The 21160-nt window shown below is 60.9% G+C and carries 18 protein-coding genes; 4 read left to right on the plus strand and 14 right to left on the minus strand.

Annotated elements, in window-relative coordinates; translation table 11 throughout:
- Positions 1-57: 57 nt before the first annotated feature.
- From J1W56_RS02805 to urtA, 12 genes are all read right to left on the minus strand, one after another.
- Positions 58-1713: an OFA family MFS transporter gene (locus J1W56_RS02805; RefSeq protein WP_223611635.1), complete on the minus strand. Its 1656-nt coding sequence runs from the start codon at positions 1711-1713 to the stop codon at positions 58-60.
- 167 nt (positions 1714-1880) lie between these two features.
- A complete protein-coding gene (locus J1W56_RS02810; protein WP_223611636.1) occupies positions 1881-2132 on the minus strand; it encodes a formate dehydrogenase subunit delta in 252 nt (83 codons plus the stop codon).
- Positions 2125-3060 carry a formate dehydrogenase accessory sulfurtransferase FdhD gene (fdhD, locus tag J1W56_RS02815; protein ID WP_223611637.1) on the minus strand — a complete coding sequence of 312 codons (936 nt, stop codon included), beginning with the start codon at positions 3058-3060 and terminating at the stop codon, positions 2125-2127. The genes J1W56_RS02810 and fdhD overlap by 8 nt, the downstream gene beginning before the upstream one ends.
- Before the next feature lie 2 nt (positions 3061-3062).
- On the minus strand, positions 3063-5942 hold the full coding sequence (gene fdhF, locus J1W56_RS02820; RefSeq protein WP_223611638.1) for a formate dehydrogenase subunit alpha: 2880 nt from the start codon (positions 5940-5942) through the stop codon (positions 3063-3065).
- Positions 5943-5951: 9 nt separating this feature from the next.
- Positions 5952-7508, minus strand: coding sequence for a formate dehydrogenase beta subunit (locus J1W56_RS02825; protein WP_223611639.1), 1557 nt, complete (start codon positions 7506-7508; stop codon positions 5952-5954).
- A complete protein-coding gene (locus tag J1W56_RS02830) occupies positions 7505-7978 on the minus strand; it encodes a formate dehydrogenase subunit gamma (RefSeq protein ID WP_223611640.1) in 474 nt (157 codons plus the stop codon). Before J1W56_RS02830 ends, J1W56_RS02825 begins: the two co-directional genes overlap by 4 nt.
- A 102-nt stretch (positions 7979-8080) precedes the next feature.
- Positions 8081-8977 carry a LysR family transcriptional regulator gene (locus tag J1W56_RS02835; protein ID WP_223611641.1) on the minus strand — a complete coding sequence of 299 codons (897 nt, stop codon included), beginning with the start codon at positions 8975-8977 and terminating at the stop codon, positions 8081-8083.
- Between the two features lie 65 nt (positions 8978-9042).
- A complete protein-coding gene (urtE, locus tag J1W56_RS02840) occupies positions 9043-9738 on the minus strand; it encodes an urea ABC transporter ATP-binding subunit UrtE (protein WP_223611642.1) in 696 nt (231 codons plus the stop codon).
- 36 nt (positions 9739-9774) lie between these two features.
- Positions 9775-10521 (minus strand): urea ABC transporter ATP-binding protein UrtD, encoded by a 747-nt coding sequence (gene urtD / locus J1W56_RS02845; RefSeq protein WP_223611643.1) that lies wholly within the window; start codon positions 10519-10521, stop codon positions 9775-9777.
- A 5-nt stretch (positions 10522-10526) separates the two neighbouring features.
- Positions 10527-11714: an urea ABC transporter permease subunit UrtC gene (gene urtC, locus J1W56_RS02850; RefSeq protein WP_223611644.1), complete on the minus strand. Its 1188-nt coding sequence runs from the start codon at positions 11712-11714 to the stop codon at positions 10527-10529.
- Positions 11711-13333 carry an urea ABC transporter permease subunit UrtB gene (urtB, locus tag J1W56_RS02855; protein WP_223611645.1) on the minus strand — a complete coding sequence of 541 codons (1623 nt, stop codon included), beginning with the start codon at positions 13331-13333 and terminating at the stop codon, positions 11711-11713. The genes urtC and urtB overlap by 4 nt, the downstream gene beginning before the upstream one ends.
- A 116-nt stretch (positions 13334-13449) precedes the next feature.
- Complete coding sequence (gene urtA, locus J1W56_RS02860) at positions 13450-14754, minus strand: urea ABC transporter substrate-binding protein (RefSeq protein WP_223611646.1); 1305 nt, start codon at positions 14752-14754, stop codon at positions 13450-13452.
- A 347-nt stretch (positions 14755-15101) separates the two neighbouring features.
- On the opposite strand from urtA, the gene J1W56_RS02865 reads away from it, so the two are divergent.
- Complete coding sequence (locus tag J1W56_RS02865; protein WP_223611647.1) at positions 15102-15440, plus strand: TIGR01244 family sulfur transferase; 339 nt, start codon at positions 15102-15104, stop codon at positions 15438-15440.
- Positions 15441-15521: 81 nt separating this feature from the next.
- Entirely contained in the window at positions 15522-16808 is a 1287-nt protein-coding gene (locus J1W56_RS02870) for an aminotransferase class I/II-fold pyridoxal phosphate-dependent enzyme (RefSeq protein WP_223611648.1), read from the plus strand.
- A gap of 3 nt (positions 16809-16811) precedes the next feature.
- Here the strand turns inward: J1W56_RS02870 and J1W56_RS02875 are convergent, their stop codons facing one another.
- On the minus strand, positions 16812-17663 hold the full coding sequence (locus J1W56_RS02875) for an MBL fold metallo-hydrolase (protein WP_223611649.1): 852 nt from the start codon (positions 17661-17663) through the stop codon (positions 16812-16814).
- 2 nt (positions 17664-17665) lie between these two features.
- The gene (locus J1W56_RS02880) at positions 17666-18856 is read right to left on the minus strand and encodes an acyl-CoA dehydrogenase (protein WP_223611650.1); all 1191 of its coding nucleotides are present in this window, start codon (positions 18854-18856) and stop codon (positions 17666-17668) included.
- A 140-nt stretch (positions 18857-18996) separates the two neighbouring features.
- On the opposite strand from J1W56_RS02880, the gene mutL reads away from it, so the two are divergent.
- Positions 18997-20856, plus strand: coding sequence for a DNA mismatch repair endonuclease MutL (gene mutL / locus J1W56_RS02885; RefSeq protein ID WP_223611651.1), 1860 nt, complete (start codon positions 18997-18999; stop codon positions 20854-20856).
- A 66-nt stretch (positions 20857-20922) separates the two neighbouring features.
- Positions 20923-21159 carry a DUF2093 domain-containing protein gene (locus tag J1W56_RS02890; RefSeq protein ID WP_223611652.1) on the plus strand — a complete coding sequence of 79 codons (237 nt, stop codon included), beginning with the start codon at positions 20923-20925 and terminating at the stop codon, positions 21157-21159.
- Position 21160: the final 1 nt, after the last annotated feature.

Genomic DNA, 21160 nt, shown 5'->3' on the forward strand with positions numbered 1-21160 from the left:
CAGCAACAGCAAAACAGGCCCCGCGAACGGAGCCTGCCTTGACGCGTATGAACACTGTTATCGGAACAGCACGACCGCCTGCTGGACGGTCACCCAGACACCCCAGAGAATGGGAATACCCACGGCGGCCCAGGCGAGCGCCGCCTTGGCGTCGAGCCCGCCATGGCCGATGCCGAACGAGCCGGTGGCGCCGGCATCGGCTGTCTTGGTCTTGGCCTGCAGGGCAGCAACCTCGGCGTCGGACATGAACCATTTCGATGCAAGCGGGCGGATAAAAAAATTGGCGATGAAGCCCAGCGCCAGCATGCACGCGAGAATATACATGGTGCGGTCATAGACCTGATCGCGCGGCACGCCCGCATTGATCTGGAACTCACGGATATAATTGACCACGACAGGCCCGACGATGCCAGCCGTTGCCCAGGCCGTCAGCAGCCGGCCATGGATGGCGCCGACGAACTGCGTCCCGAAAATATCGGCGAGGTAGGCCGGAACCGTGGCAAAGCCGCCGCCATACATCGACAGGATCACGCAGAAAATCGCGACGAACAGCGCCTGGCTGCCCATATGGGCGGCGGTCGGCGCCAGCGCATAGAGCACGATGCCAAGCGCAAAGAAGGTGAAATAGGTGGCCTTGCGACCGATCCGGTCGGAGAGCGAGGCCCAGAAGAACCGCCCGCCGATGTTGAACAGTGAAATCAGGCCGGCAAACCCAGCCGCAATGGAGGCGATGGCGGTTTTCTGGCCCGCATCCAGTTGGGTGAAGCTGACGTCAGGCAGGCCGATGAGCTTGCCCGCGAAGATTTCCTGCAGCATGGGCGAGGCCATGCCGATCACGCCGATACCGGCGGACACATTGAGGCAGAGCACGGCCCAGATCAGCCAGAACTGCTTCGTCTTGTGGGCATCGCGCAGATGCACGTGCCGCGTGGTGATCATCGCCTTGGCATCCGTCGGCGGTGCCCAGCCTTCCGGACGCCAGCCGGCCGGCGGAATGCGGTAGCCGAAGGCGCCGCACATCATGAACACGAAATAGCCGGCGGCCATGACCAGAAAGGTCTGCCAGACGCCGACAGTATCCGGTGCCTTGAAATGATTCATCAGAAGGTTAGCCAGCGGCGCCCCGATCATGGCACCGCCACCGAAGCCCATGATGGCCATGCCGGTCGCCATGCCGCGCCGGTCGGGAAACCATTTGATCAGCGTGGACACCGGAGAGATGTAACCGAGCCCGAGGCCGATACCGCCAATCACGCCGGCGCCGACCCACATCAGCCAGAGCTGGTGCGTGATGACGCCAATGGCCGCCAGCACCATACCCCCGCACCAGCACACGGCCGAGACCACGCCAGCCTTGCGCGGCCCGACGCGTTCAAGCCAGCCGCCCCAGATGGCGGCGGAACAGCCAAGAAGCACGAAAAACAGCGTGTAAATCCAGCCGAGATCGCTGACGCGCCAATCACAGCTCGTGGTGAAAAGCGCTGTCAGAAGGTTGAGATCCGCGCAGGCGACCGATTGCTCGACACCGATGGCGCGCGACAGCGGCAGCCAGAACACGCTGAACCCGTAGGCCATGCCGATACAAAGGTGAATGGCAAGCGCTGCGGGCGGCACCAGCCAGCGGTTGAAACCCGCTTTGGCAACGATGCGTTCCCGGTCGAGAATACCCGGGTTTTCATAAATCCTCGGCTCTGCCCTGTCGGTTGCTGACATGTGAATTCCTCCTCCAAGCCCTTATGGCGGTGATTCATGTTTTAGTATTTCAGTTTATCGGCCGGTTCCGGGCGGCCTGATCGTCTTCTTGTTCGGGTGTTCTCCGGCCTTCTGGTCATCAAGAGGCAACGCACGTCGAGCGGCCAAAAATGCCACCCTTGCAACGTTCAAGCCGAGGCGGGAGCCGGCTTGCGGATATGGGACGCTGCCTCGACCACAAGCGGGTCGAGGCCATTGTCATCCTTTTCCAGGATGGCAAAGAGCTGGGCACGCATGCGCGGCTCCCAGAAATTGTTGATGTGGCCGGCCACACCCTCTACCGCCTCATCCTTGGGCTGGGTGTGAAAGAAGGTGGCGATCTGGTTGGCCATATAGACCAGCTTGTCGGCAGTTGACTGCCGATGATTCTCATTATCCATATTGCACCAATCGAACAGTTGGACTTTGCACAAGGGTGGGCGAGGCCTGATCCAGGTTGGATTTTCCGGACACAGCGGTGTCATCGGTTGCACTCGCCACGGCATTTACAGCGATCGGAATACGCTCGGCACGCGTGAAGACATCAAACTCATCGCCGCGGACCAGCGCAACAAGCGTCATGCCCGCCGCCTGCGCGGTACGCACAGCCAAGGCCGTTGGCGCGGATACGGCAATCAGTACGGAGGCGCCGATGATTGCCGCCTTCTGCACCATTTCGATGGAGACGCGGCTGGTGATCACGACGGCGCCCGATGCACCGCTGATGCCGGTTCGGCACAGGGCACCGGCAAGCTTGTCGAGGGCGTTGTGGCGGCCGACATCTTCGCGCGCGGCCACGATACCCTGGCCGGGAACATAGAATCCGGCGGCATGCACCGCACCGGTTTCATTGTGCAGCGGCTGCAGCGGCGACAGCAGTCGCACCGCCTGCGCCAGATCGCCCGGCGTCAGTTGCAGGCGCGTCGCGTCGACCGAAGCCACCGGCTTCAACGCCTGCTCGATGGACTCGATGCCGCACAGCCCGCAGCCAACGGGTCCCGCCATGCGGCGGCGGCGGTCGGTGAGTTCCTGTCCGGCCTCATCAGCCAGCCGCAGCTGGATATCGATGCCTTCGCCATGATCTTCAATGGCAATTTCGCTGATTTCGTCGAGCCGGGCAACAATGCCCTCCGACAGGCTGAAGCCGACGGCGAAATCCTCCATGTCGGCCGGGCTTGCCATCATCACCGCATGGGTGGTGCCGTTGTAGCTGAACGCGACGGGCGTTTCCTCGGGCACCATGCGGCTGCTGGTTGCGTAGACATCGCCCTCGCCCTTGCGGCGGCGGGTGATGCGCGGGACCTGCAACCGTGTGGGGCGCCCGGCCATGGTTATTCCGCCGCGTCGAGCGTCTGGGCGATGCGCCGGCTCTGGCGGGCCTGCTCGTCATACTTGACCTGCCAGTCACTCGGCCCGTTGGATGCACCTACCTGCACCGCCGTCACCTTGTATTCCGGGCAATTGGTTGCCCAGTCGGTGAAATCCGTGGTGATGACATTGGCCTGCGTCGTCGGATGGTGGAAGGTCGTATAGACCACACCCGGCGAAACCCGGTCAGTGATCAGCGCGCGCAAGGTGGTTTCGCCCGAGCGGCTTGATATCTTCACCCAGTCGCCATCGCGGATACCGCGTTGTTCGGCGTCGTGCGAATGAATCTCCAGCCGGTCTTCCTCGTGCCAGACCACGTTGTCCGTGCGGCGGGTCTGCGCACCGACATTGTACTGGGAGAGAATACGTCCGGTGGTGAGGAGAAGCGGGAATCGCGGCCCGGTCTTTTCGTCGGTTGCCACGTACTCCGTGCGGACGAACTTGCCCTTGCCACGGGCAAAGCTCTCGATGTGCATGATCGGTGTGCCCAGCGGCGCCTTTTCATTGCACGGCCACTGAACGGAGCCCTCCTTTTCCAGGAGGTCATAGGACACACCGGCAAAGCTTGGCGTCGTCAGGGCAACTTCATCCATGATCTGCGACGGGTGCGTATAATTCCAGTTGAGACCCATGGTCTGCGCCAGTTTCTGGGTAACTTCCCAGTCGGCAAAACCGTTCTTGGGGCTCATGACCTTGCGCACACGGTTGATGCGGCGCTCGGCATTGGTGAAGGTGCCGTCCTTTTCGAGGAAGGTCGAGCCCGGCAGGAACACATGGGCGTAGTTGGCGGTCTCGTTGAGAAAGAGATCGTGGACCACGACGCATTCCATGGCGGCAAGACCGGCAGCCACATGCTTTGTATCGGGGTCGGACTGGAGAATGTCCTCACCCTGGATGTAGATGCCCTTGAACGTGCCATCGACGGCCGCATCCAGCATGTTGGGGATACGCAGGCCCGGCTCGTCCTGCAATTTGACGCCCCACAGCTTGTCGAAGATATCGCGGGTGGCTTCACCGGAAACATGGCGGTAGCCGGGAAGCTCGTGCGGGAACGAACCCATGTCGCAGGAACCCTGCACATTGTTCTGGCCGCGCAGCGGGTTCACGCCAACGCCCTTGCGGCCGATATTGCCGGTGGCCATGGCGAGGTTGGCGATGGCCATGACCGTTGTCGATCCCTGGCTGTGCTCGGTCACGCCGAGGCCATAGTAGATGGCGCCATTGCCGCCGGTCGCGAACAGCCGGGCGGCTTCACGCAGCGTCTGCGGCGGCACGCCGGTCAGTTGTTCGATCGCTTCGGGGCTGTGTTCAGGTGCGGATACAAAGGCAGCCCAATCCTGGAACTCATCCCAGTCGCAGCGCTCGCGGATGAATTTTTCGTCGAACAGGCCTTCCGTGACAATGACGTGGGACAGCGAGGTGACCACGGCCACATTGGTGCCGGGGCGCAGCGGCAGGTGGTACGACGCCGCCACATGGGGCGAGCGCACGAGGTCGATGCGGCGCGGGTCGATGACGATGAGCTTGGCGCCCTTGCGCAGACGCTTCTTCAGGCGCGAGGCAAAGACCGGATGACCATCGGTCGGGTTGGCACCGATGACGATAACCACATCCGTGTGCTCGACACTGTCGAAATCCTGCGTGCCGGCGGATGTGCCGAATGTCTTGTTCAGGCCGTAACCGGTCGGCGAATGGCAGACACGGGCGCAGGTATCGACGTTGTTGTTGCCGAAACCGGCACGAACCAGCTTCTGCACAAGGTAGGTTTCCTCGTTGGTGCAACGCGACGAGGTGATGCCGCCGACGGAGTTGCGGCCATACTGGTACTGGATGCGGCGGAATTCATTGGCAACGTGCTTGAAGGCTTCATCCCAGGAGACTTCGCGCCACGGATCGGAAATCTTCTCGCGGATCATCGGGTTGAGGATGCGATCCTTGTGGGTCGAGTAGCCATAGGCAAACCGGCCCTTGACGCAGGAATGACCGCGATTGGCCTTGCCATCCTTGTAGGGAACCATGCGCACCAGTTCCTCGCCGCGCATTTCCGCCTTGAACGAACAACCGACGCCGCAATAGGCGCAGGTGGTTACCTTGGAATGTTCCGGCTGGCCGATCTGGATAACCGACTTTTCCGTCAGCGTTGCGGTTGGGCAGGCCTGCACGCAGGCACCGCAGGAAACGCACTCACTGTCGATGAAATGTTCGTGCATGCCGGGCGAAACGCGGCTGGAAAAACCCCGCCCTTCGATGGTCAGCGCAAACGTGCCCTGCACTTCCTCGCAGGCCCGCACGCAGCGCGAGCAGACAATGCATTTCGACGGGTCGTAGGTGAAGTAGGGATTGGATTCGTCCTTGGGCAGCCAGCGGTCATTGGCAGCGTTGTCGGCCTTGGCAAAGACGTGGTTGTCGCCGTGATAGCCATAACGTACATCGCGCAAGCCGACCGCACCGGCCATGTCCTGAAGTTCGCAATCGCCATTGGCCGCGCAGGTCAGGCAGTCCAGCGGATGATCGGAAATATAGAGCTCCATCACACCTTTGCGGATGTCCTTCAGGCGCTGGGTCTGGGTGTGAACGACAAGGCCTTCCATGGCCGGGGTTGTGCAGGAGGCAGGCGTGCCGTTACGCCCCTCGATCTCGATCAGGCAAAGACGGCAGGAACCGAAGGCATCGACCATGTCGGTCGCGCAGAGTTTGGGCACTTTGATGCCCGCTTCCATCGAGGCGCGCATGATCGAGGTGCCTTCGGGTACCGTGATCTCATTGCCGTCGATGGTCAGTGTGATCATCTTTTCAGATTTGGAGGCTGGCGTGCCGAAATCGATTTCGTGGATCAGGGACATTTTGGGCTCCTATTCCGCCGCTTGCGCGACGGGCGCAGGACGAAAATCTTCAGGAAAATGCGTCAGCGCGCTCATCACCGGATAGGGCGTGAAACCGCCCAGCGCGCAGAGCGAACCGAACTTCATCGTGTTGCAGAGGTCGGTGAGAACCGCGATCTGCTTTTCAGGCTCGATATTGGCAGCGATGCGATCGACGACCTCGACACCGCGGGTCGAGCCGATACGGCAGGGCGTGCACTTGCCGCAGGACTCGACAGCGCAGAATTCCATGGCGAAACGTGCCTGTTTCAGCATGTCGACGCTGTTATCGAAGACAACGAGCCCGGCATGGCCAATGAGCCCGTCCCTGGCGGCAAAGGCCTCGTAGTCGAAGGGCGTATCGAAGAGTTCACGCGGGAAATAGGCGCCGAGCGGGCCGCCGATCTGCACCGCCTTGACCGGACGTCCTGTCGCAGTACCGCCGCCGATATCATCGACGATTTCGCCGAGTGTCAGGCCGAAGGCGGTTTCGAAAAGCCCGCCATACCGAACATTGCCGGCGATCTGCAGCGGAATGGTGCCGCGCGAGCGGCCCATGCCGAAATCCTTGTAGAATGCCGCGCCCTTGTCGAGAATGACCGGCACGGAGGCAAGCGATATCACGTTGTTGATGACCGTCGGCTTGCCGAAAAGCCCCTTGTGCGCAGGCAGAGGCGGCTTGGCGCGGACGATGCCGCGGCGGCCCTCGAGGCTTTCCAGCAGCGCGGTTTCCTCGCCGCAGACATAGGCGCCCGCACCGACTCGCACTTCGATGTCGAAAGCATGGGCAGACCCCAGCACCGAAGCGCCGAGCACGCCAGCCTTGCGGGCGATATCAAGGGCCTCATTCATCACGGCAATCGCATGCGGATATTCGGAGCGGGTATAGATGTAACCCTTGGTGGCGCCGACGGCGATACCGGCAATGGTCATGCCTTCGATCAGAACGAAGGGATCGCCTTCCATGATCATGCGATCGGCAAAGGTGCCACTGTCGCCCTCATCGGCATTGCATACGATGTATTTGCGTTCGCCCGCCGCATCGAGGACGGTCTTCCATTTGATGCCGGTGGGGAAACCGGCACCGCCGCGCCCGCGCAGACCGGATTCCGTCACCTGGGTGACGATTTCGAGCGGCGAAAGGGCAAGGGCTTTCTCCAGCCCCTTCAAGCCGTCATGGGCGCGGTAATCATCGAGCGAGACAGGATCGGTTATGCCGCAACGGGCAAAGGTCAGGCGGGTCTGTTTTGCCAGGAATGGCAAGTGCTCGGTCAGGCCAAGCCACAGCGGGTGGGTTCGGCCTTCAGCCATGCCGGTATCGAGAAGCGAAGCCAGGTCGGAAGGTTTGACCGGGCCATAAGCCACGCGGCCGGACGGTGTTTCCACCTCGACCATCGGTTCGAGCCAGTACATGCCGCGCGACCCGTTGCGAACGATGCGCGCATCGAGATTGCGGGCAACAATCTCATCCTGCAGCGTCCGGGCAACCTTTTCGGCGCCGAGGGCAAGCGCGCCGGAATCGCGCGGGACAAAGAATGTGACCGTCATAGCCGCACTCCCGTCGCTATTTCTTCGAGTTTTTCGTCATCCAGGCGGCCAATGACCTCGCCGTCCAGCATGGCGGCGGGCGCACAGGCACAAAGGCCAAGGCAATAAACGGGTTCAAGCGTGACGGCGCCATCGGCGGTGGTTCCATGCCAATCAATGCCGAGCAGCTCGCGGGCTTTCTGCGCCATGGCATCGCCGCCCATCGACTGGCAGGCCTCCGCACGGCACAGTTTCAACACATGCCGGCCTGCCGGATGATCGCGATAATCGTGATAGAATGTGACAACACCATGCACCTCGGCGCGCGATATGTTCAGCGCCTGGGCAATCAGCGGCAAAGTCTCCTGCGGCACATAGCCGAACTCGCCCTGCAACTCGTGCAGAATCGGAAGGAGCGGGCCTTCTTGACCCTTCAACTGATTGATAATGTCTATCGCTCTCCCAGCGATATCGGTACTTGCGGTCTGCATTTCGTGCAGCGCCCTCCCTAAATGCTCCTCGTAGGTTAGAACAGATCAAAAACGACACAACTAATCAATATACCAGTCCCGTTGGTCGATAGAAGATTTCTATCAAACCATATTGAGTTCGATGGCAAGCGCCCGGGCCTCATGCAGCAGGGCGGACACCAGCGGCGTATGGGGTTCGCGGTCGGCGGCCACCAGCCCGACAAGATGGCGTGCATCGGGCTCGACAATGGGAATAGCGCGGATCGGCTCGGAAAAACCCAGTGTTTCCGCAAGGTTGAGCGGCATGATGCTCGCCCACTTGCCGGTCCGTATGTGCGAGAACAGCACAATCATCGAATTGGATTCCAGCGTCGGATGCACGTCCACCCCCGCTTCGTGCAGATGTTTGTTGATGATGCGGCGGTTCTGCATGTCCTGGGTGAGCAGGCAGAGCGGCAACTGACCAACCTCCGCCCAGGTCACAAATTCGCGATCCGAATAGGTACTGCCCGTGGAGGTGATCAACTGGTAGCGTTCCGAATAGAGCGGAACCGAAGTCACCCGCCCGAGCGGCTCATTGTCGAGATAGCTGATTCCCGCATCGATCTCGAAATTGCTGAGCAGCGTCAGGACTTCCAGCGAGGTGCGCGAGGTCACCGAAAAGGTCACATCGGGGTGCTTTTCACGAAATGGCGTCGTCAGGCGCGAAACCATGGCAAGCGCCGTGGGGATTGCCGCTATCTTCACATGCCCGGACAGACCATAGCGTGCAGCGCGGATTTCCTCGCGCATCGTCCGCGTATCGCCGACAATGCGCCGCGCCCATTCGAGCACGCGCTGGCCCTCCGGCGTCAATCCCTTGTAGCGTGAGCCGCGCTGAACGAGGACGACACCCAGTGTATCTTCAAGCTGGCGGATCGCGGCCGAAAGGGTTGGCTGCGTGACGCCGCATTCCTCCGCCGCGCGGCCAAAATGCTGGTTGCGCGCCAGAGCGATAAAAAATTCCAGCTTGTCGATCATCGAAATCCGTCCTCCGAGAAGACTCTATCGATGATTACCCGCCGACAGCAAGAGCGGTGGTCCATTCAGACCGTCAGGAACTTGCGCACCTCCGGCCTGTCGAGACTTGCCGCATCGCCGGAATGGACGATCTCGCCGCGATCCATGATGTAGACATGGTCTGCCAGCTCGCGGCAGAAATCGAGATATTGTTCGACGAGAAGGATCGCGAGGCCGGTCTGATCGCGCAGAAACCGGATGGCGCGGCCGATATCCTTGATGATCGACGGCTGGATGCCTTCGGTCGGCTCATCCAGAACAAGCAGCCGCGGGCGCGTGACCAGCGCACGGCCGATGGCGAGCTGCTGCTGCTGACCGCCGGACAGATCCCCGCCGCGCCGGCCCAGCATGGTCTTGAGCACCGGGAAAAGCTCGAAGACCTCCGGCGGCACATTGCGGTTGCCGCGTCTGGCGGCGGCAAAGCCCGTCGCCAGATTTTCACGCACGGTGAGCAGCGGAAAGATCTCGCGCCCCTGCGGCACGAAAGCAATGCCGGCCCGCGCCCGGTCGTAGGGCGGCTTCCTGCCGAGCGGCGCACCATCGAAGCTGATCGACCCCGACGATAGCGGGTGCTGGCCGACAATCGCCCGGAGCATGCTCGTCTTGCCAACCCCATTGCGGCCAAGAACGCAGGTGATGGATTGCGGCTTCACCTCAAGCGATATGCCGCGCAACGCTTGCGCGGCGCCGTAGTGAAGAGAAGCATTTTCAACCGTAAGCATCAGAAATTCCCTCCCATTGATGTGCCACACACCGCCTCATCGCCCGAGATAGACCTCGATAACGCGCGGGTCGTTGCTGACATGATCGAGCGAGCCCTCAGCCAGCACCGAGCCCTCGTGCAGGCAGGTGACCTTCACGCCGAGTTCGCGCACGAAATGCATGTCATGCTCCACCACGATCACCGAGCGGGTGCGGGCGATGTCGCGCAGGAGTTTCGCCGTCTCTGCGGTTTCCGCGTCGGTCATCCCGGCGACCGGCTCATCCACCAGCAGCAATTTCGGATCCTGCGCGAGCAGCATGCCGATCTCCAGCCATTGCTTCTGGCCGTGCGAGAGACTGGCGGCCAGCCAGTGGCGCTTTTCAAACAGCCGGATCGTGTAGAGGATTTCGTGAATGCGGTCGGTTTCATCCCTGCTCTGACGATGAAACAGCGCTGACAGGGCCGAGCGCGGCCCGGACAATGCCAGCACCAGATTGTCCTCCACCGTGTGGCTTTCGAAGACCGTCGGCTTCTGGAACTTGCGGCCGATGCCGAGCATGGCAATGTCGGCTTCGTCATGCCCGGTCAGGTCGACCGTGCCGTTGAAATAGACATCGCCGCTGTCCGGCTTGGTCTTGCCGGTGATGATATCCATCATGGTGGTTTTCCCCGCCCCATTCGGACCGATGATGGCCCGCATCTCGCCCGACTGAAGCACGAGCGAAAGATTGTTGATGGCACGAAATCCATCAAAGGAAACCGAAACGCCATCGAGATAAAGCAATGTGTCCTTGGCCTTCATGGGAGCTACTCCGCAGCCTGGGGTTCGGGTTCTGCCAATCGCTTGCTGCTTTGCTTCACGACGGGCGGCAGCACTTCATCGTCTTTTTGTGCCGCATGGCTGGCTCTGCGGGCTTGCCACGAGCCATAGAGCCCGAGAATGCCCTTGGGCAGGAACAGCGTGACGAGGATGAACAGCGCACCGAGGGCAAACAGCCAAATCTCCGGAAACGCCGCGGTAAAGTAGGTCTTGCCGAAATTGACGAGGATCGCGCCGATGATCGGACCGATGATCGTGCCGCGCCCGCCGACCGCCACCCAGATGACCGCTTCGATGGAGTTGGCGGGTTCGAACTCGGACGGATTGATAATGCCCACCTGCGGCACATAGAGCGCCCCGGCAATGCCCGCCATCATGGCAGAGACCGTCCAGACGAACAGCTTGTACCGATCGACGCGATAGCCGAGGAAGCGCATGCGGCTTTCCGCGTCGCGCACGCCGACCAGCACCTTGCCGAGCTTCGAGCGAATGATGAAACTGGACACAAGGACGGCCAGCGCCAGAAACAGGGCGGTTGCTGCGAACAGCGCTGAACGGGTCGTTCCCGCCTGCACATTGAAGCCGAGAATATCCTTGAAATCCGTGAGGCCATTATTGCCGCCAAAGCCCATGTCGTTGCGGAAGAAAGCGAGCAGCAGCGCATAGGTCAGGGCCTGGGTGATGATGGAGAGGTAGACACCCGTCACACGCGAGCGGAAGGCCAGCCAGCCGAAGCCGAAGGCCAGCACGCCCGGCACCAGCACGACCATCAGGGCCGCGAACCAGAAATTGTCGAAACCGTACCAGAACCACGGTAGTTCCTTCCAGTTGAGGAACACCATGAAATCCGGCAGGACCGGATCGGCATAGACACCGCGCGGGCCGATCTGGCGCATCAGATACATGCCCATGGCATAGCCGCCGAGGGCAAAGAACGCGCCATGGCCAAGCGAAAGAATGCCGCAAAAACCCCAGACCAGATCGAGCGCCACGGCGAGCAGTGCATAGGTGAGGTATTTGCCGAGCAGGGAAACCAGATAGGTCGGTACGTGAAAGGGCGACGTGTCCGGCACCAGCAGATTGAGGACGGGCACGAGACAGGCAACCGCCACCAGAATGATGATCGCAATCAGGCTGCGCCGGTCGCCATGTCTGAAAAACCATTGGGTGATCATGCCTCGATGGCCCTTCCCTTGAGTGCGAAGAGACCGCGCGGGCGCTTCTGAATGAACAGGATGATGAGGACCAGCACGAGAATCTTGCCAAGGACGGCCCCGGCAAAGGGCTCGAGGAACTTGTTGGCAATGCCGAGCGACATGGCACCGACCAACGTTCCCCAGAGATTGCCGACACCGCCGAAGACCACGACCATGAAACTGTCGATGATATAGCCTTGGCCCAGATTGGGGCTGACATTGTCGATCTGGCTGAGCGCAACGCCGGCAATGCCGGCAATACCGGAACCAAGACCGAAGGTGAGCGCATCGACCCATGGCGTGCGGATGCCCATGGACGATGCCATGCGCCGGTTCTGCGTGACCGCCCGCATGCGCAGGCCGAGCATGGTTTTCTTCAGCACCAGCTGCAGCACGGCAAAGACCGACAGGGCGAACACGATGATCCAGAGGCGTGACCATGTCAGCGTCAGCATGCCGACATCGAAGGAGCCCGACATCCATGACGGGCTGCTGACCTGAACATTCGAGGCACCGAACCACGACCGCGTCGCCTGCTGCAACACCAGCGATATGCCCCAGGTGGCGAGCAGGGTCTCCAGCGGCCTGCCATAGAGAAAGCGGATGATCCCGCGCTCAATGACGACGCCGATGGCGCCGGAGACGAGAAAGGCCGCAGGCAAGGCAAAGAGAAGTGAATATTCGAACAGCCCCGGCATGGATGTGCGGATGATCTGCTGCACCACGAAGGTCGTGTAGGCGCCGATCATCACCATTTCGCCATGGGCCATGTTGATGACACCCATGACACCGAATGTGATCGCAAGGCCGATAGCCGCGAGCAGCAGGACCGAGCCAAGCGACAGGCCGTAAATGACATTCTGGATACCGTTCCAGATTTCGAGTTCTGCGTTGATGCTGGATATGGCGGCACTGGCGGCTTCGCCGACCGGTCCCGGAACGCCGGCGAGCGGCGTCAACAGACCGAGCGACTCGCGCCCGTTCCCGGACTTGATTGCGGCAATGGCGGCGATCTTCACATCGTCTGCCGCGCTGGAATTGAGAACGGCAGCAGCCTTGGCGCGCTGCATCAGCACCTTGATCCCCGCATCCTTCTCCGCCGACAGCGCCTGGTCCAGCAACGGAATGGATTCAGGGTCGCGGTTCTTCAGGATTGCTTCGGCAGCGGACCGGCGCTCCGCCGCGTCGGTGCTCATCAGTGTCAGGCCGCCGATGGCAGCGGCGATATCGCGGCGCAGCCGGTTGTTGACCTTGATCTTATCGGCCGTGTTGCGCGGAACGGGAGGCAGTTTTGCACCGCTCAGCGGATCGGTTGCGGCATAATCCGCGCCATCGCGCGTACCGATAAACACCGCTTTGTCAGCCTTCGAAACATAGAGATCGCCGGCACTCAATGCGTTGAGAATGGCAGCGGCGCGCGGCGTACCGCTTTTGGCAAGTTCTGAAACGGCCTTGCTCGTCTCGTCGAAATTATCACCGGCCAGCGCCTGGACCAGCGATTTGAGTTTGGCGTCGTCCATGGCTTGCGCACCGGCGGCCGCAGGAAACAGGCAAAGCCCGAGTATCGCGATGATGGACAGGAAGCGGCTCAATGACATTCAACAATCCTGGATTTGAAATTCCTGGGAGGAGCTCCATCCCCGCCACGAGACGGGGATGGAGTTGGCTTCGGCGTTGTCGCCCCCGACCCGAAGCCGGAGCCTGATTTTAGCGCTTAGTTCGTCTTGGTCGCGCCGCCGCACTTGCCGGTGACAACGTTGAAATTGCCGCACGACATCGGCTTGCGCCAATCGGAGATCAGGTCCTTCGAGCCTGGCAGATAGTCGGACCATTCATCGCCGACGACGAGGCCCGGCGTCCGGTAGACGATGTCGAACTGGCCATCGGCCTGCACTTCGCCGATGAGGACCGGCTTGGTGATGTGATGGTTGGGCATCATTGCCGCGTAACCGCCGGACAGGTTCGGGACGGAGACGCCGACGATCGAATCGATGACGGCATCCGACTTGGTGGTGCCGGCGGCTTCGACGGCCTTTACCCACATGTTGAAACCGATGAACGTTGCTTCCATCGGATCATTGGTCACGCGCTTGTCGTTCTTGATATAGGCGTGCCATTTCTTGATGAAGTCGGCATTGGCGTCGGAATCGACGGATTCGAAGTAGTTCCAGGCGGCGAGATGGCCGACCAGCGGCTTGGTGTCGAGACCGGCCAGCTCTTCCTCGCCCACCGAGAAGGCGACAACGGGAATGTCTTCGGCCTTGATGCCCTGGTTGGCGAGTTCCTTGTAGAACGGCACATTGGCATCGCCGTTGATGGTGGAAACAACGGCAGTCTTCTTGCCGGCCGAGCCGAATTTCTTGATGTCGGACACGATCGTCTGCCAGTCGGAATGACCGAACGGCGTGTAGTTGATCATGATGTCCTCATCCTTCACGCCCTTGGCGTTGAGGTAGGCCTTCAGGATCTTGTTGGTGGTCTGCGGATAGACATAGTCCGTGCCGGCGAGAACCCAGCGCTCCACACCTTCCTGTTTGGCGAGATAATCCACGGCGGGAATGGCCTGCTGGTTCGGTGCAGCGCCCGTGTAGAAGACGTTGCGCGAGCTTTCCTCGCCTTCATACTGAACCGGGTAGAACAGCAGGGAATTCAGTTCCTCGAAAACCGGAAGCACGGATTTGCGCGAGGACGATGTCCAGCAGCCGAAAACCGCCGCAACCTTGTCCTGTTCGATCAACTGACGGGCTTTTTCTGCAAACAGCGGCCAATCCGACGCCGGATCGACAACGACGGCTTCAAGCTTCTTGCCGAGAACCCCGCCCTTCTTGTTCTGCTCGTCAATGAGGAAGAGCATCGTATCCTTGAGCGTGGTTTCGGAAATCGCCATCGTACCGGACAACGAATGCAGAATACCGACCTTGATTGTGTCCTCGGCTGCCTTTGCCGGTGCAAGGGTCAGTGTCGCTCCCACGGCGGCGGCCGCCAAGGTTCCAATAAATCTGGCTGTTAGACTGAACATTCAGGTAAACCCCTCTTTATGGTTGTTTGTACCGAGGGAATACTATGCAACGACCGTGCCAACTGCGGATTGCAGCGTCATGCTCGTGTGAAATCTTTGGATTAGCCCGAGATTACAACGGTCAAGCGCCACAGGCCTTGAATATTATGAAGACCGCAGCGGCGGAAACAACGGTGCGGCCAGCACCGTTTCGGCAATCAAATGCCTATATTATTATCAATTAGTCGCATATGCCTATTTATGGAGCAATGCTCGCAATTTGCGGCTCCGATCAATTGGCTTTGATGTAGCATTGGTCAGCGTTTGATGTATGGTGCTGCCACCAATCACATTCTCAAGGAAAGAAAATGGATATCCGTCAGATTGACGAAGGCTTTGCCGTGACCGGGCAGATTTCACCCGACGATGTACGCGATATTGCTGCGGCAGGCTACCAGACCCTGATCTGCAACCGCCCCGATGGTGAATCGCCGGATCAGCCGGAATTCGCCGAAATCGCCAAGGTCGCCGAAAAGGCAGGCATCCCGATCTACTACGTCCCCGTGGTTTCAGGCCAGCTGACCCAGGACGACGTGGACGCGATGGCCGCCGCACTCGAAGAAGCGGAAGGCCCGGTGCTGGCCTATTGCCGCTCCGGCGCCCGTTCGACCAATATTTACGGCATCGTTCAGCAGCAGAAAGGCTGACCATGCAAGGACGGCTGCGGACCCCGCAGCCGTCTTACCGTTGACCTCCCCAAGCCTATAGACAACAGAGCTGACGTTCCCATGAGCCGTATTGCCGATCTGAACAGTGACGATTTCGCCGCCCTGCGCCAAAAGACTTTGAAAGAATACGAGGCCTTCCGTGCCCGTGGACTGAAAATCGACATGACCCGCGGCAAACCGAGCCCCGAGCAATTGGCGCTCGCCAACGGCATGTTGACCCTGCCCGGCAATGGCGATCACTTCAGCGAAGCCGGTGAAGATGCCCGCAATTACGGCAATCTGCAGGGACTGGCGGAAGTGCGCACGCTGTTCGCGCCGACGCTCGGCACCTCGCCGGATCGGATCGTTGTCGGTGACAATTCCAGTCTGGCACTGATGCACGACTGCCTGCTCTGGGCCTGGGTCAAGGGCGTTCCCGGCGGCACTGAACCCTGGCAGAAGACGGAAGCCCCGGCTTTCATCTGCCCGGTGCCCGGCTATGACCGGCATTTCTCCATTCTGGAGGAATACGGCATCCGCATGCTGCCCGTACCGCTCAAGGGCGATGGGCCTGACATGGACATGGTCGAGAAACTCGCTGCCGATCCGAGCGTCAAGGGCATGTGGTGCGTGCCGAAATACTCGAACCCGTCGGGCGAAACCTATTCCGACGCGGTGATCGAACGTCTTGCCGCGATGAAAACCGGTGCTCCTGATTTCCGCCTGTTCTGGGACAATGCCTATGCGGTGCATCATCTCACGGAAACCGAGCATCAGATCCCGGATATTCTCGACCTGTGCGAAAATGCCGGACATCCCGACCGCGCCTTTGTCTTCGCCTCCACGTCCAAGGTAACGCTGGCGGGTGCCGGCCTTGCCTTCTTCGCCTCGTCAGCAGCCAATGTGCGCTGGTACCTTGCCAGCGCCAGCAAGCGGACAATCGGACCGGACAAGCTGAACCAGCTGCGGCATGTGCGATTCCTCAAGAACGAGGACGGCATACGCAAGCATATGGCGGCGCATCGCGCCCTGATCGCGCCGAAATTCGACATGGTCAACGAAGCCCTGGAAAAGCGCCTCGCCGGCACGGGCGTCGCCGAATGGTCGAAGCCGCAGGGCGGCTATTTCATCTGCGTCGATGCTATGGAAGGCACGGCCAAGCATGTGGTCGAACTGGCCAAGCAGGCAGGGGTGACCTTGACGCCGGCAGGATCGACCTCACCGCACGGCAAGGACCCGCATGACCGCACATTGCGGCTGGCGCCGACATTCCCTTCCCTGCAGGAAGTGGAACTGGCCTCGCAGGGTATCGCGCTGTGCATTCTGCTGGCGGCACTGGAAAAGCTGCATTCGGCCCGGAATGGCTGATGTCTAAAGCGGGATGACCAGACCGTCGCGGCCGATGGTCAAACGGCCATCCCACTTGCCATCCAGAGCTTTAATCCAGTCGGCTTCGTCGAATTGCGGATCGTCGGCGGGAATGAGGTGGTGCAGCACAAGATGCTTCACCTCGGCGGCCGCCGCGATCCGCGCGGCATCTTCAACCAGCGTATGGCTGGCGAGAAGATGTTCTTTGAGGCGGGCGCCGTTGCCCGTCCGCGCGACGAGACGGTCCACGCCTTCCGGCAGCATCGCTTCATGCACGAGGATATCGCTCCCCCGGGCAAAACCGGCCAGTGGCGGGAAATAGGCCGTATCCGCCGAAAAGACGATGGATTTGCCTGATGCTTCGATCTTCAGCGCAAAACAATCGACAACCGGCGGGTGATCGACGCGCAAGGCGGTGATCGTCAGGCTCGCGCCCTGATAGACCAAACCATCGGCGAAGACCTGCAGATCGACAAGATCGCGCAGATCGGGCCGCCCCTCGTCCTCGATGCGCAGATCAATGTCGTAGCGCATGGATTGCAGGAAGCCTGACCAGTAGTCTTCAATTCCGGCCGGGCCGTAGACCGTGATTTTGTGCGCCAGCCCCGACGTCCATGCCGTATGCACGAGCGGGCCGAATTCGAGCACATGGTCGGAATGCAGATGCGTGATCAGGATCATATCCAGATCCTTGAGTGACAGATCCGCATTGACCAAGGCCCGGGTGACGCCAAGGCCGCAATCGATGACGATCCGCCGTCCGGATATGTCCAGCAGCGACGATGTCGGCGACGGGCCGCCCGGACGGATTGCCGGGCCACCCTTGGTTCCAAGCAGGACGAGCCTGTCGGCCATTCCTAGAAGAATGCCTGAATGCCGGTCTGGGCGCGCCCGAGAATGAGCGCGTGCACATCGTGCGTGCCCTCATAGGTGTTGACCGTTTCAAGGTTCTGCGCATGGCGCATCACGTGATAGCCGATCTGGATGCCGTTGCCGCCATGCATGTCACGGGCAACGCGGGCAATATCCAGCGCCTTGCCGCAATTGTTGCGCTTGACCAGACTGATCATCTCCGGTGCCATCCGGTCTTCATCCATGAGGCGCCCGACCCGCAGGCTCGCCTGCAGGCCCAGCGCGATTTCCGTCTGCATGTCAGCAAATTTCTTCTGGAACAGCTGGGTGGCCGCCAGCGGCTTGCCGAACTGCTTGCGGTCGAGACCATATTGCACCGTGCGCTGCCAGCAATCTTCCGCGGCCCCCATCACACCCCAGGAAATGCCGTAACGGGCACGGTTGAGGCAGCCGAACGGCCCCTTGAGGCCTGAAACATTGGGAAGAAGGTGTTCTTCGCCGACGACAACGCCGTCCATGACGACTTCGCCGGTGATCGACGCGCGCAATGACAATTTGCCGCCGATCTTCGGAGCGGAAAGCCCCTTCATGCCCTTCTCGAGCACGAAGCCGCGAATCTGGCCGTCATGCGCATCGGACTTGGCCCAGATCACGAAGACGTCGGCGATGGGTGAATTGGAAATCCACATTTTTGAACCGGAAATCCGGTAGCCATCGGCAACCTTCTCGGCGCGTGTCTTCATACCGGCGGGATCGGAACCAGCATCGGGCTCCGTCAGGCCAAAGCAGCCGATCCACTCGCCCGAAGCCAGCTTCGGCAGATATTTCTTGCGCTGTTCTTCCGAGCCATAGGCGTAGATGGGATACATGACCAGCGAGGACTGCACGCTCATCATCGAGCGATAGCCGCTGTCGACACGCTCGACTTCACGTGCAACCAGACCATAGGCGACATAGGACGCACCGGCGGTGCCGTATTCTTCCGGCAACGTGACGCCCAGAAGCCCGGCCTCGCCCATCATGCGGAAAAGCGCCGGATCAGTCTTTTCCTCAAGATAGGCTTCCTCGATACGCGGTGCCAGCTCTCCCTGCGCGAAGGCGCGCGCACTGTCCCGGATCATCCGTTCGTCTTCGGTCAACTGATCTTCCAGCAGAAACGGATCCGTCCAGACAAAGGAAGCTTTGGAATGCGCCATGTAATTTCCTCCATAATGCTTTTCCCAGACCTAGCACCAAAATCGCGTCGATGACCAGATAGTTTTGGCTTAAAATATATTCCGGTGCGCTTTGGCAGCGAACAATTTCCGTCGCCGGACGAATCCCCTATATGTATGGCATGGCCATCAAACAGCTTACCGAAACCATCATCAACCAGATCGCTGCGGGTGAAGTCATCGAACGCCCCGCAAGCGTGGTGAAGGAGCTTGTCGAAAACGCCATCGATGCCGGGGCAACCCGCATCGAAGTGGTGACGGCGGGCGGCGGCAAGAACCTCATCCGCATCACCGACAATGGATCGGGCATCCCATCGGATGAACTGACGCTGGCCGTTTCGCGCCATTGCACATCGAAACTGACGGATGACGTGCATGATATCCGGGCGCTGGGGTTTCGCGGCGAGGCCCTGCCCTCCATCGGCTCGGTCTCGCGCCTGTCGGTCAAATCCCGCACGGCACAGGCCGATTCCGGTTTTGAGATCAGCGTGCATGGCGGCCATATGGACGGACCGCGCCCGGCGGCGATGAACAACGGCACGATTGCCGAGGTGCGCGATCTGTTCTTTGCTACACCCGCGCGCCTGAAATTCATGAAGACCGACCGGGCTGAGGCCTCCGCCATCAGCGATATCGTCAAGCGGGTTGCCATTGCCTTCCCGCATATCCGCTTTTCCCTGGCGGGCAGCGACCGCACGCCGCTCGAGCTTGCGGCGACGGGCATTGGCTCCGCCGGCATGCTGGAACGGATTTCGCAGGTGCTGGGCAGGGAATTCCCGGAGAACGCGCTTGCCATCGACGCCGAGCGTGACGGAGTGCGTCTGACCGGGTTTGCCGGGATACCGGCCTTCAACCGCGGCAACAGCCTGCATCAGTTTGCCTATGTCAACGGCCGGCCGGTGCGCGACAAGCAGATATGGGGCGCCATCCGCGGCGCCTATGCGGATGTGATCTCGCGCGACCGGCACCCGGTCGTGGTGCTGTTCCTCAACCTCGATCCGGCGCTGGTCGACGTCAATGTGCATCCGGCCAAGGCCGATGTGCGCTTCCGCGATCCGGGCCTGGTGCGCGGGCTGATCGTCGGTGCGATCCGCCAGGCGCTCGGCCAGTCCGGCATTCGCGCTGCCACCAGCGGGGCGGAAGCCATGCTGCAGTCCTTCCGGCTCGGCGGAGCGGAGCCTTTGCGCCCGGCCCAACCGGCACCGCACTGGCAGGGTTCGCCGTCGGTCAACCAGAACTATACAACCCAGCAGTCTGCCTTTCGTCCCATCACACCGGACCCGGCACCATCCCATGCGGGCAACGGATTTGCGGAACCGCTACGCGGCTTCCTGGCTGAAGCGGACGTGCTGGCCACCGATACGCGGGCAAGCACTGCAGAGGTGCCGCAAGCCCTGCTGGCCGCGCCGCTCGGCGCTGCACGCGCGCAGATACATGCGAACTACATCGTCTCGCAGACGGAAGACAGTCTCATCATCGTCGATCAGCACGCCGCGCATGAGCGGCTTGTCTACGAGGCATTGAAGACGGCGCTGCATTCAAGGCCCCTGCCCGCGCAGATGCTGCTCATTCCCGAGATCGTCGATCTGCCGGAAGAGGACGTGGAGCGGCTGGTGGCCCATGCGGAAACCCTGTTGCGCTTCGGTCTGGGCGTGGAGGCCTTCGGTCCCGGTGCGGTCGCCGTGCGGGAAACCCCGTCCATGCTGGGCGAGATCGACGTGCAGCAGCTCATCCGCGACCTCGCAGACGAGATTGCCGAACACGATACATCCGACGGTTTGAAGGCCATTCTCGACCATGTTGCCGCCACGATGGCCTGCCATGGCTCCGTGCGTTCCGGCCGGCGGCTGAAGCCGGACGAGATGAACGCACTGTTGCGCCAGATGGAAGACACGCCCGGCTCAGGCACGTGCAATCACGGCCGGCCCACCTACATCGAACTGAAGCTCACGGATATCGAGCGGCTTTTCGGCAGGCGCTGACGTCTTGACCCGCGGGGCATCTGCCGCCTAAATGAGCTGACGAAAAGAATTGGAAACCACCGGACAATGAACAGGTTTGAAGGCCCCGGCTCACGCGAAGCCAAGATACGCTACCTCGACGGCGACTTTCAGGTCCTGTCGCCGGGCTCCTACGTGCTCTGCGCCGTGACGTCGGAAAAGATCGCGCTGGATGAACTGCGGTACTGGAGCGTTGCCCGCCAGGAAGCCTATGCGGATGCAACGATTTCGCTTGAGCGCGAGCTTGAAATGAACCCATCGCTGCGCCAGCGCAGCAAGGCCTGAC

This window comes from Phyllobacterium calauticae (assembly GCF_019991125.1).
Classification (GTDB): Bacteria; Pseudomonadota; Alphaproteobacteria; order Rhizobiales; family Rhizobiaceae; genus Phyllobacterium; species Phyllobacterium calauticae.

What these genes read in the sequence shown, in the direction of transcription:
- J1W56_RS02805 (WP_223611635.1), bottom strand. Translation starts at nt 1,713, where the DNA reads ATGTCAGCAACCGACAGGGCAGAGCCGAGGATTTATGAAAACCCGGGT.
- J1W56_RS02810 (WP_223611636.1), bottom strand. Translation starts at nt 2,132, where the DNA reads ATGGATAATGAGAATCATCGGCAGTCAACTGCCGACAAGCTGGTCTAT.
- fdhD (WP_223611637.1), bottom strand. Translation starts at nt 3,060, where the DNA reads ATGGCCGGGCGCCCCACACGGTTGCAGGTCCCGCGCATCACCCGCCGC.
- fdhF (WP_223611638.1), bottom strand. Translation starts at nt 5,942, where the DNA reads ATGTCCCTGATCCACGAAATCGATTTCGGCACGCCAGCCTCCAAATCT.
- J1W56_RS02825 (WP_223611639.1), bottom strand. Translation starts at nt 7,508, where the DNA reads ATGACGGTCACATTCTTTGTCCCGCGCGATTCCGGCGCGCTTGCCCTC.
- J1W56_RS02830 (WP_223611640.1), bottom strand. Translation starts at nt 7,978, where the DNA reads ATGCAGACCGCAAGTACCGATATCGCTGGGAGAGCGATAGACATTATC.
- J1W56_RS02835 (WP_223611641.1), bottom strand. Translation starts at nt 8,977, where the DNA reads ATGATCGACAAGCTGGAATTTTTTATCGCTCTGGCGCGCAACCAGCAT.
- urtE (WP_223611642.1), bottom strand. Translation starts at nt 9,738, where the DNA reads ATGCTTACGGTTGAAAATGCTTCTCTTCACTACGGCGCCGCGCAAGCG.
- urtD (WP_223611643.1), bottom strand. Translation starts at nt 10,521, where the DNA reads ATGAAGGCCAAGGACACATTGCTTTATCTCGATGGCGTTTCGGTTTCC.
- urtC (WP_223611644.1), bottom strand. Translation starts at nt 11,714, where the DNA reads ATGATCACCCAATGGTTTTTCAGACATGGCGACCGGCGCAGCCTGATT.
- urtB (WP_223611645.1), bottom strand. Translation starts at nt 13,333, where the DNA reads ATGTCATTGAGCCGCTTCCTGTCCATCATCGCGATACTCGGGCTTTGC.
- urtA (WP_223611646.1), bottom strand. Translation starts at nt 14,754, where the DNA reads ATGTTCAGTCTAACAGCCAGATTTATTGGAACCTTGGCGGCCGCCGCC.
- J1W56_RS02865 (WP_223611647.1), top strand. Translation starts at nt 15,102, where the DNA reads ATGGATATCCGTCAGATTGACGAAGGCTTTGCCGTGACCGGGCAGATT.
- J1W56_RS02870 (WP_223611648.1), top strand. Translation starts at nt 15,522, where the DNA reads ATGAGCCGTATTGCCGATCTGAACAGTGACGATTTCGCCGCCCTGCGC.
- J1W56_RS02875 (WP_223611649.1), bottom strand. Translation starts at nt 17,663, where the DNA reads ATGGCCGACAGGCTCGTCCTGCTTGGAACCAAGGGTGGCCCGGCAATC.
- J1W56_RS02880 (WP_223611650.1), bottom strand. Translation starts at nt 18,856, where the DNA reads ATGGCGCATTCCAAAGCTTCCTTTGTCTGGACGGATCCGTTTCTGCTG.
- mutL (WP_223611651.1), top strand. Translation starts at nt 18,997, where the DNA reads ATGGCCATCAAACAGCTTACCGAAACCATCATCAACCAGATCGCTGCG.
- J1W56_RS02890 (WP_223611652.1), top strand. Translation starts at nt 20,923, where the DNA reads ATGAACAGGTTTGAAGGCCCCGGCTCACGCGAAGCCAAGATACGCTAC.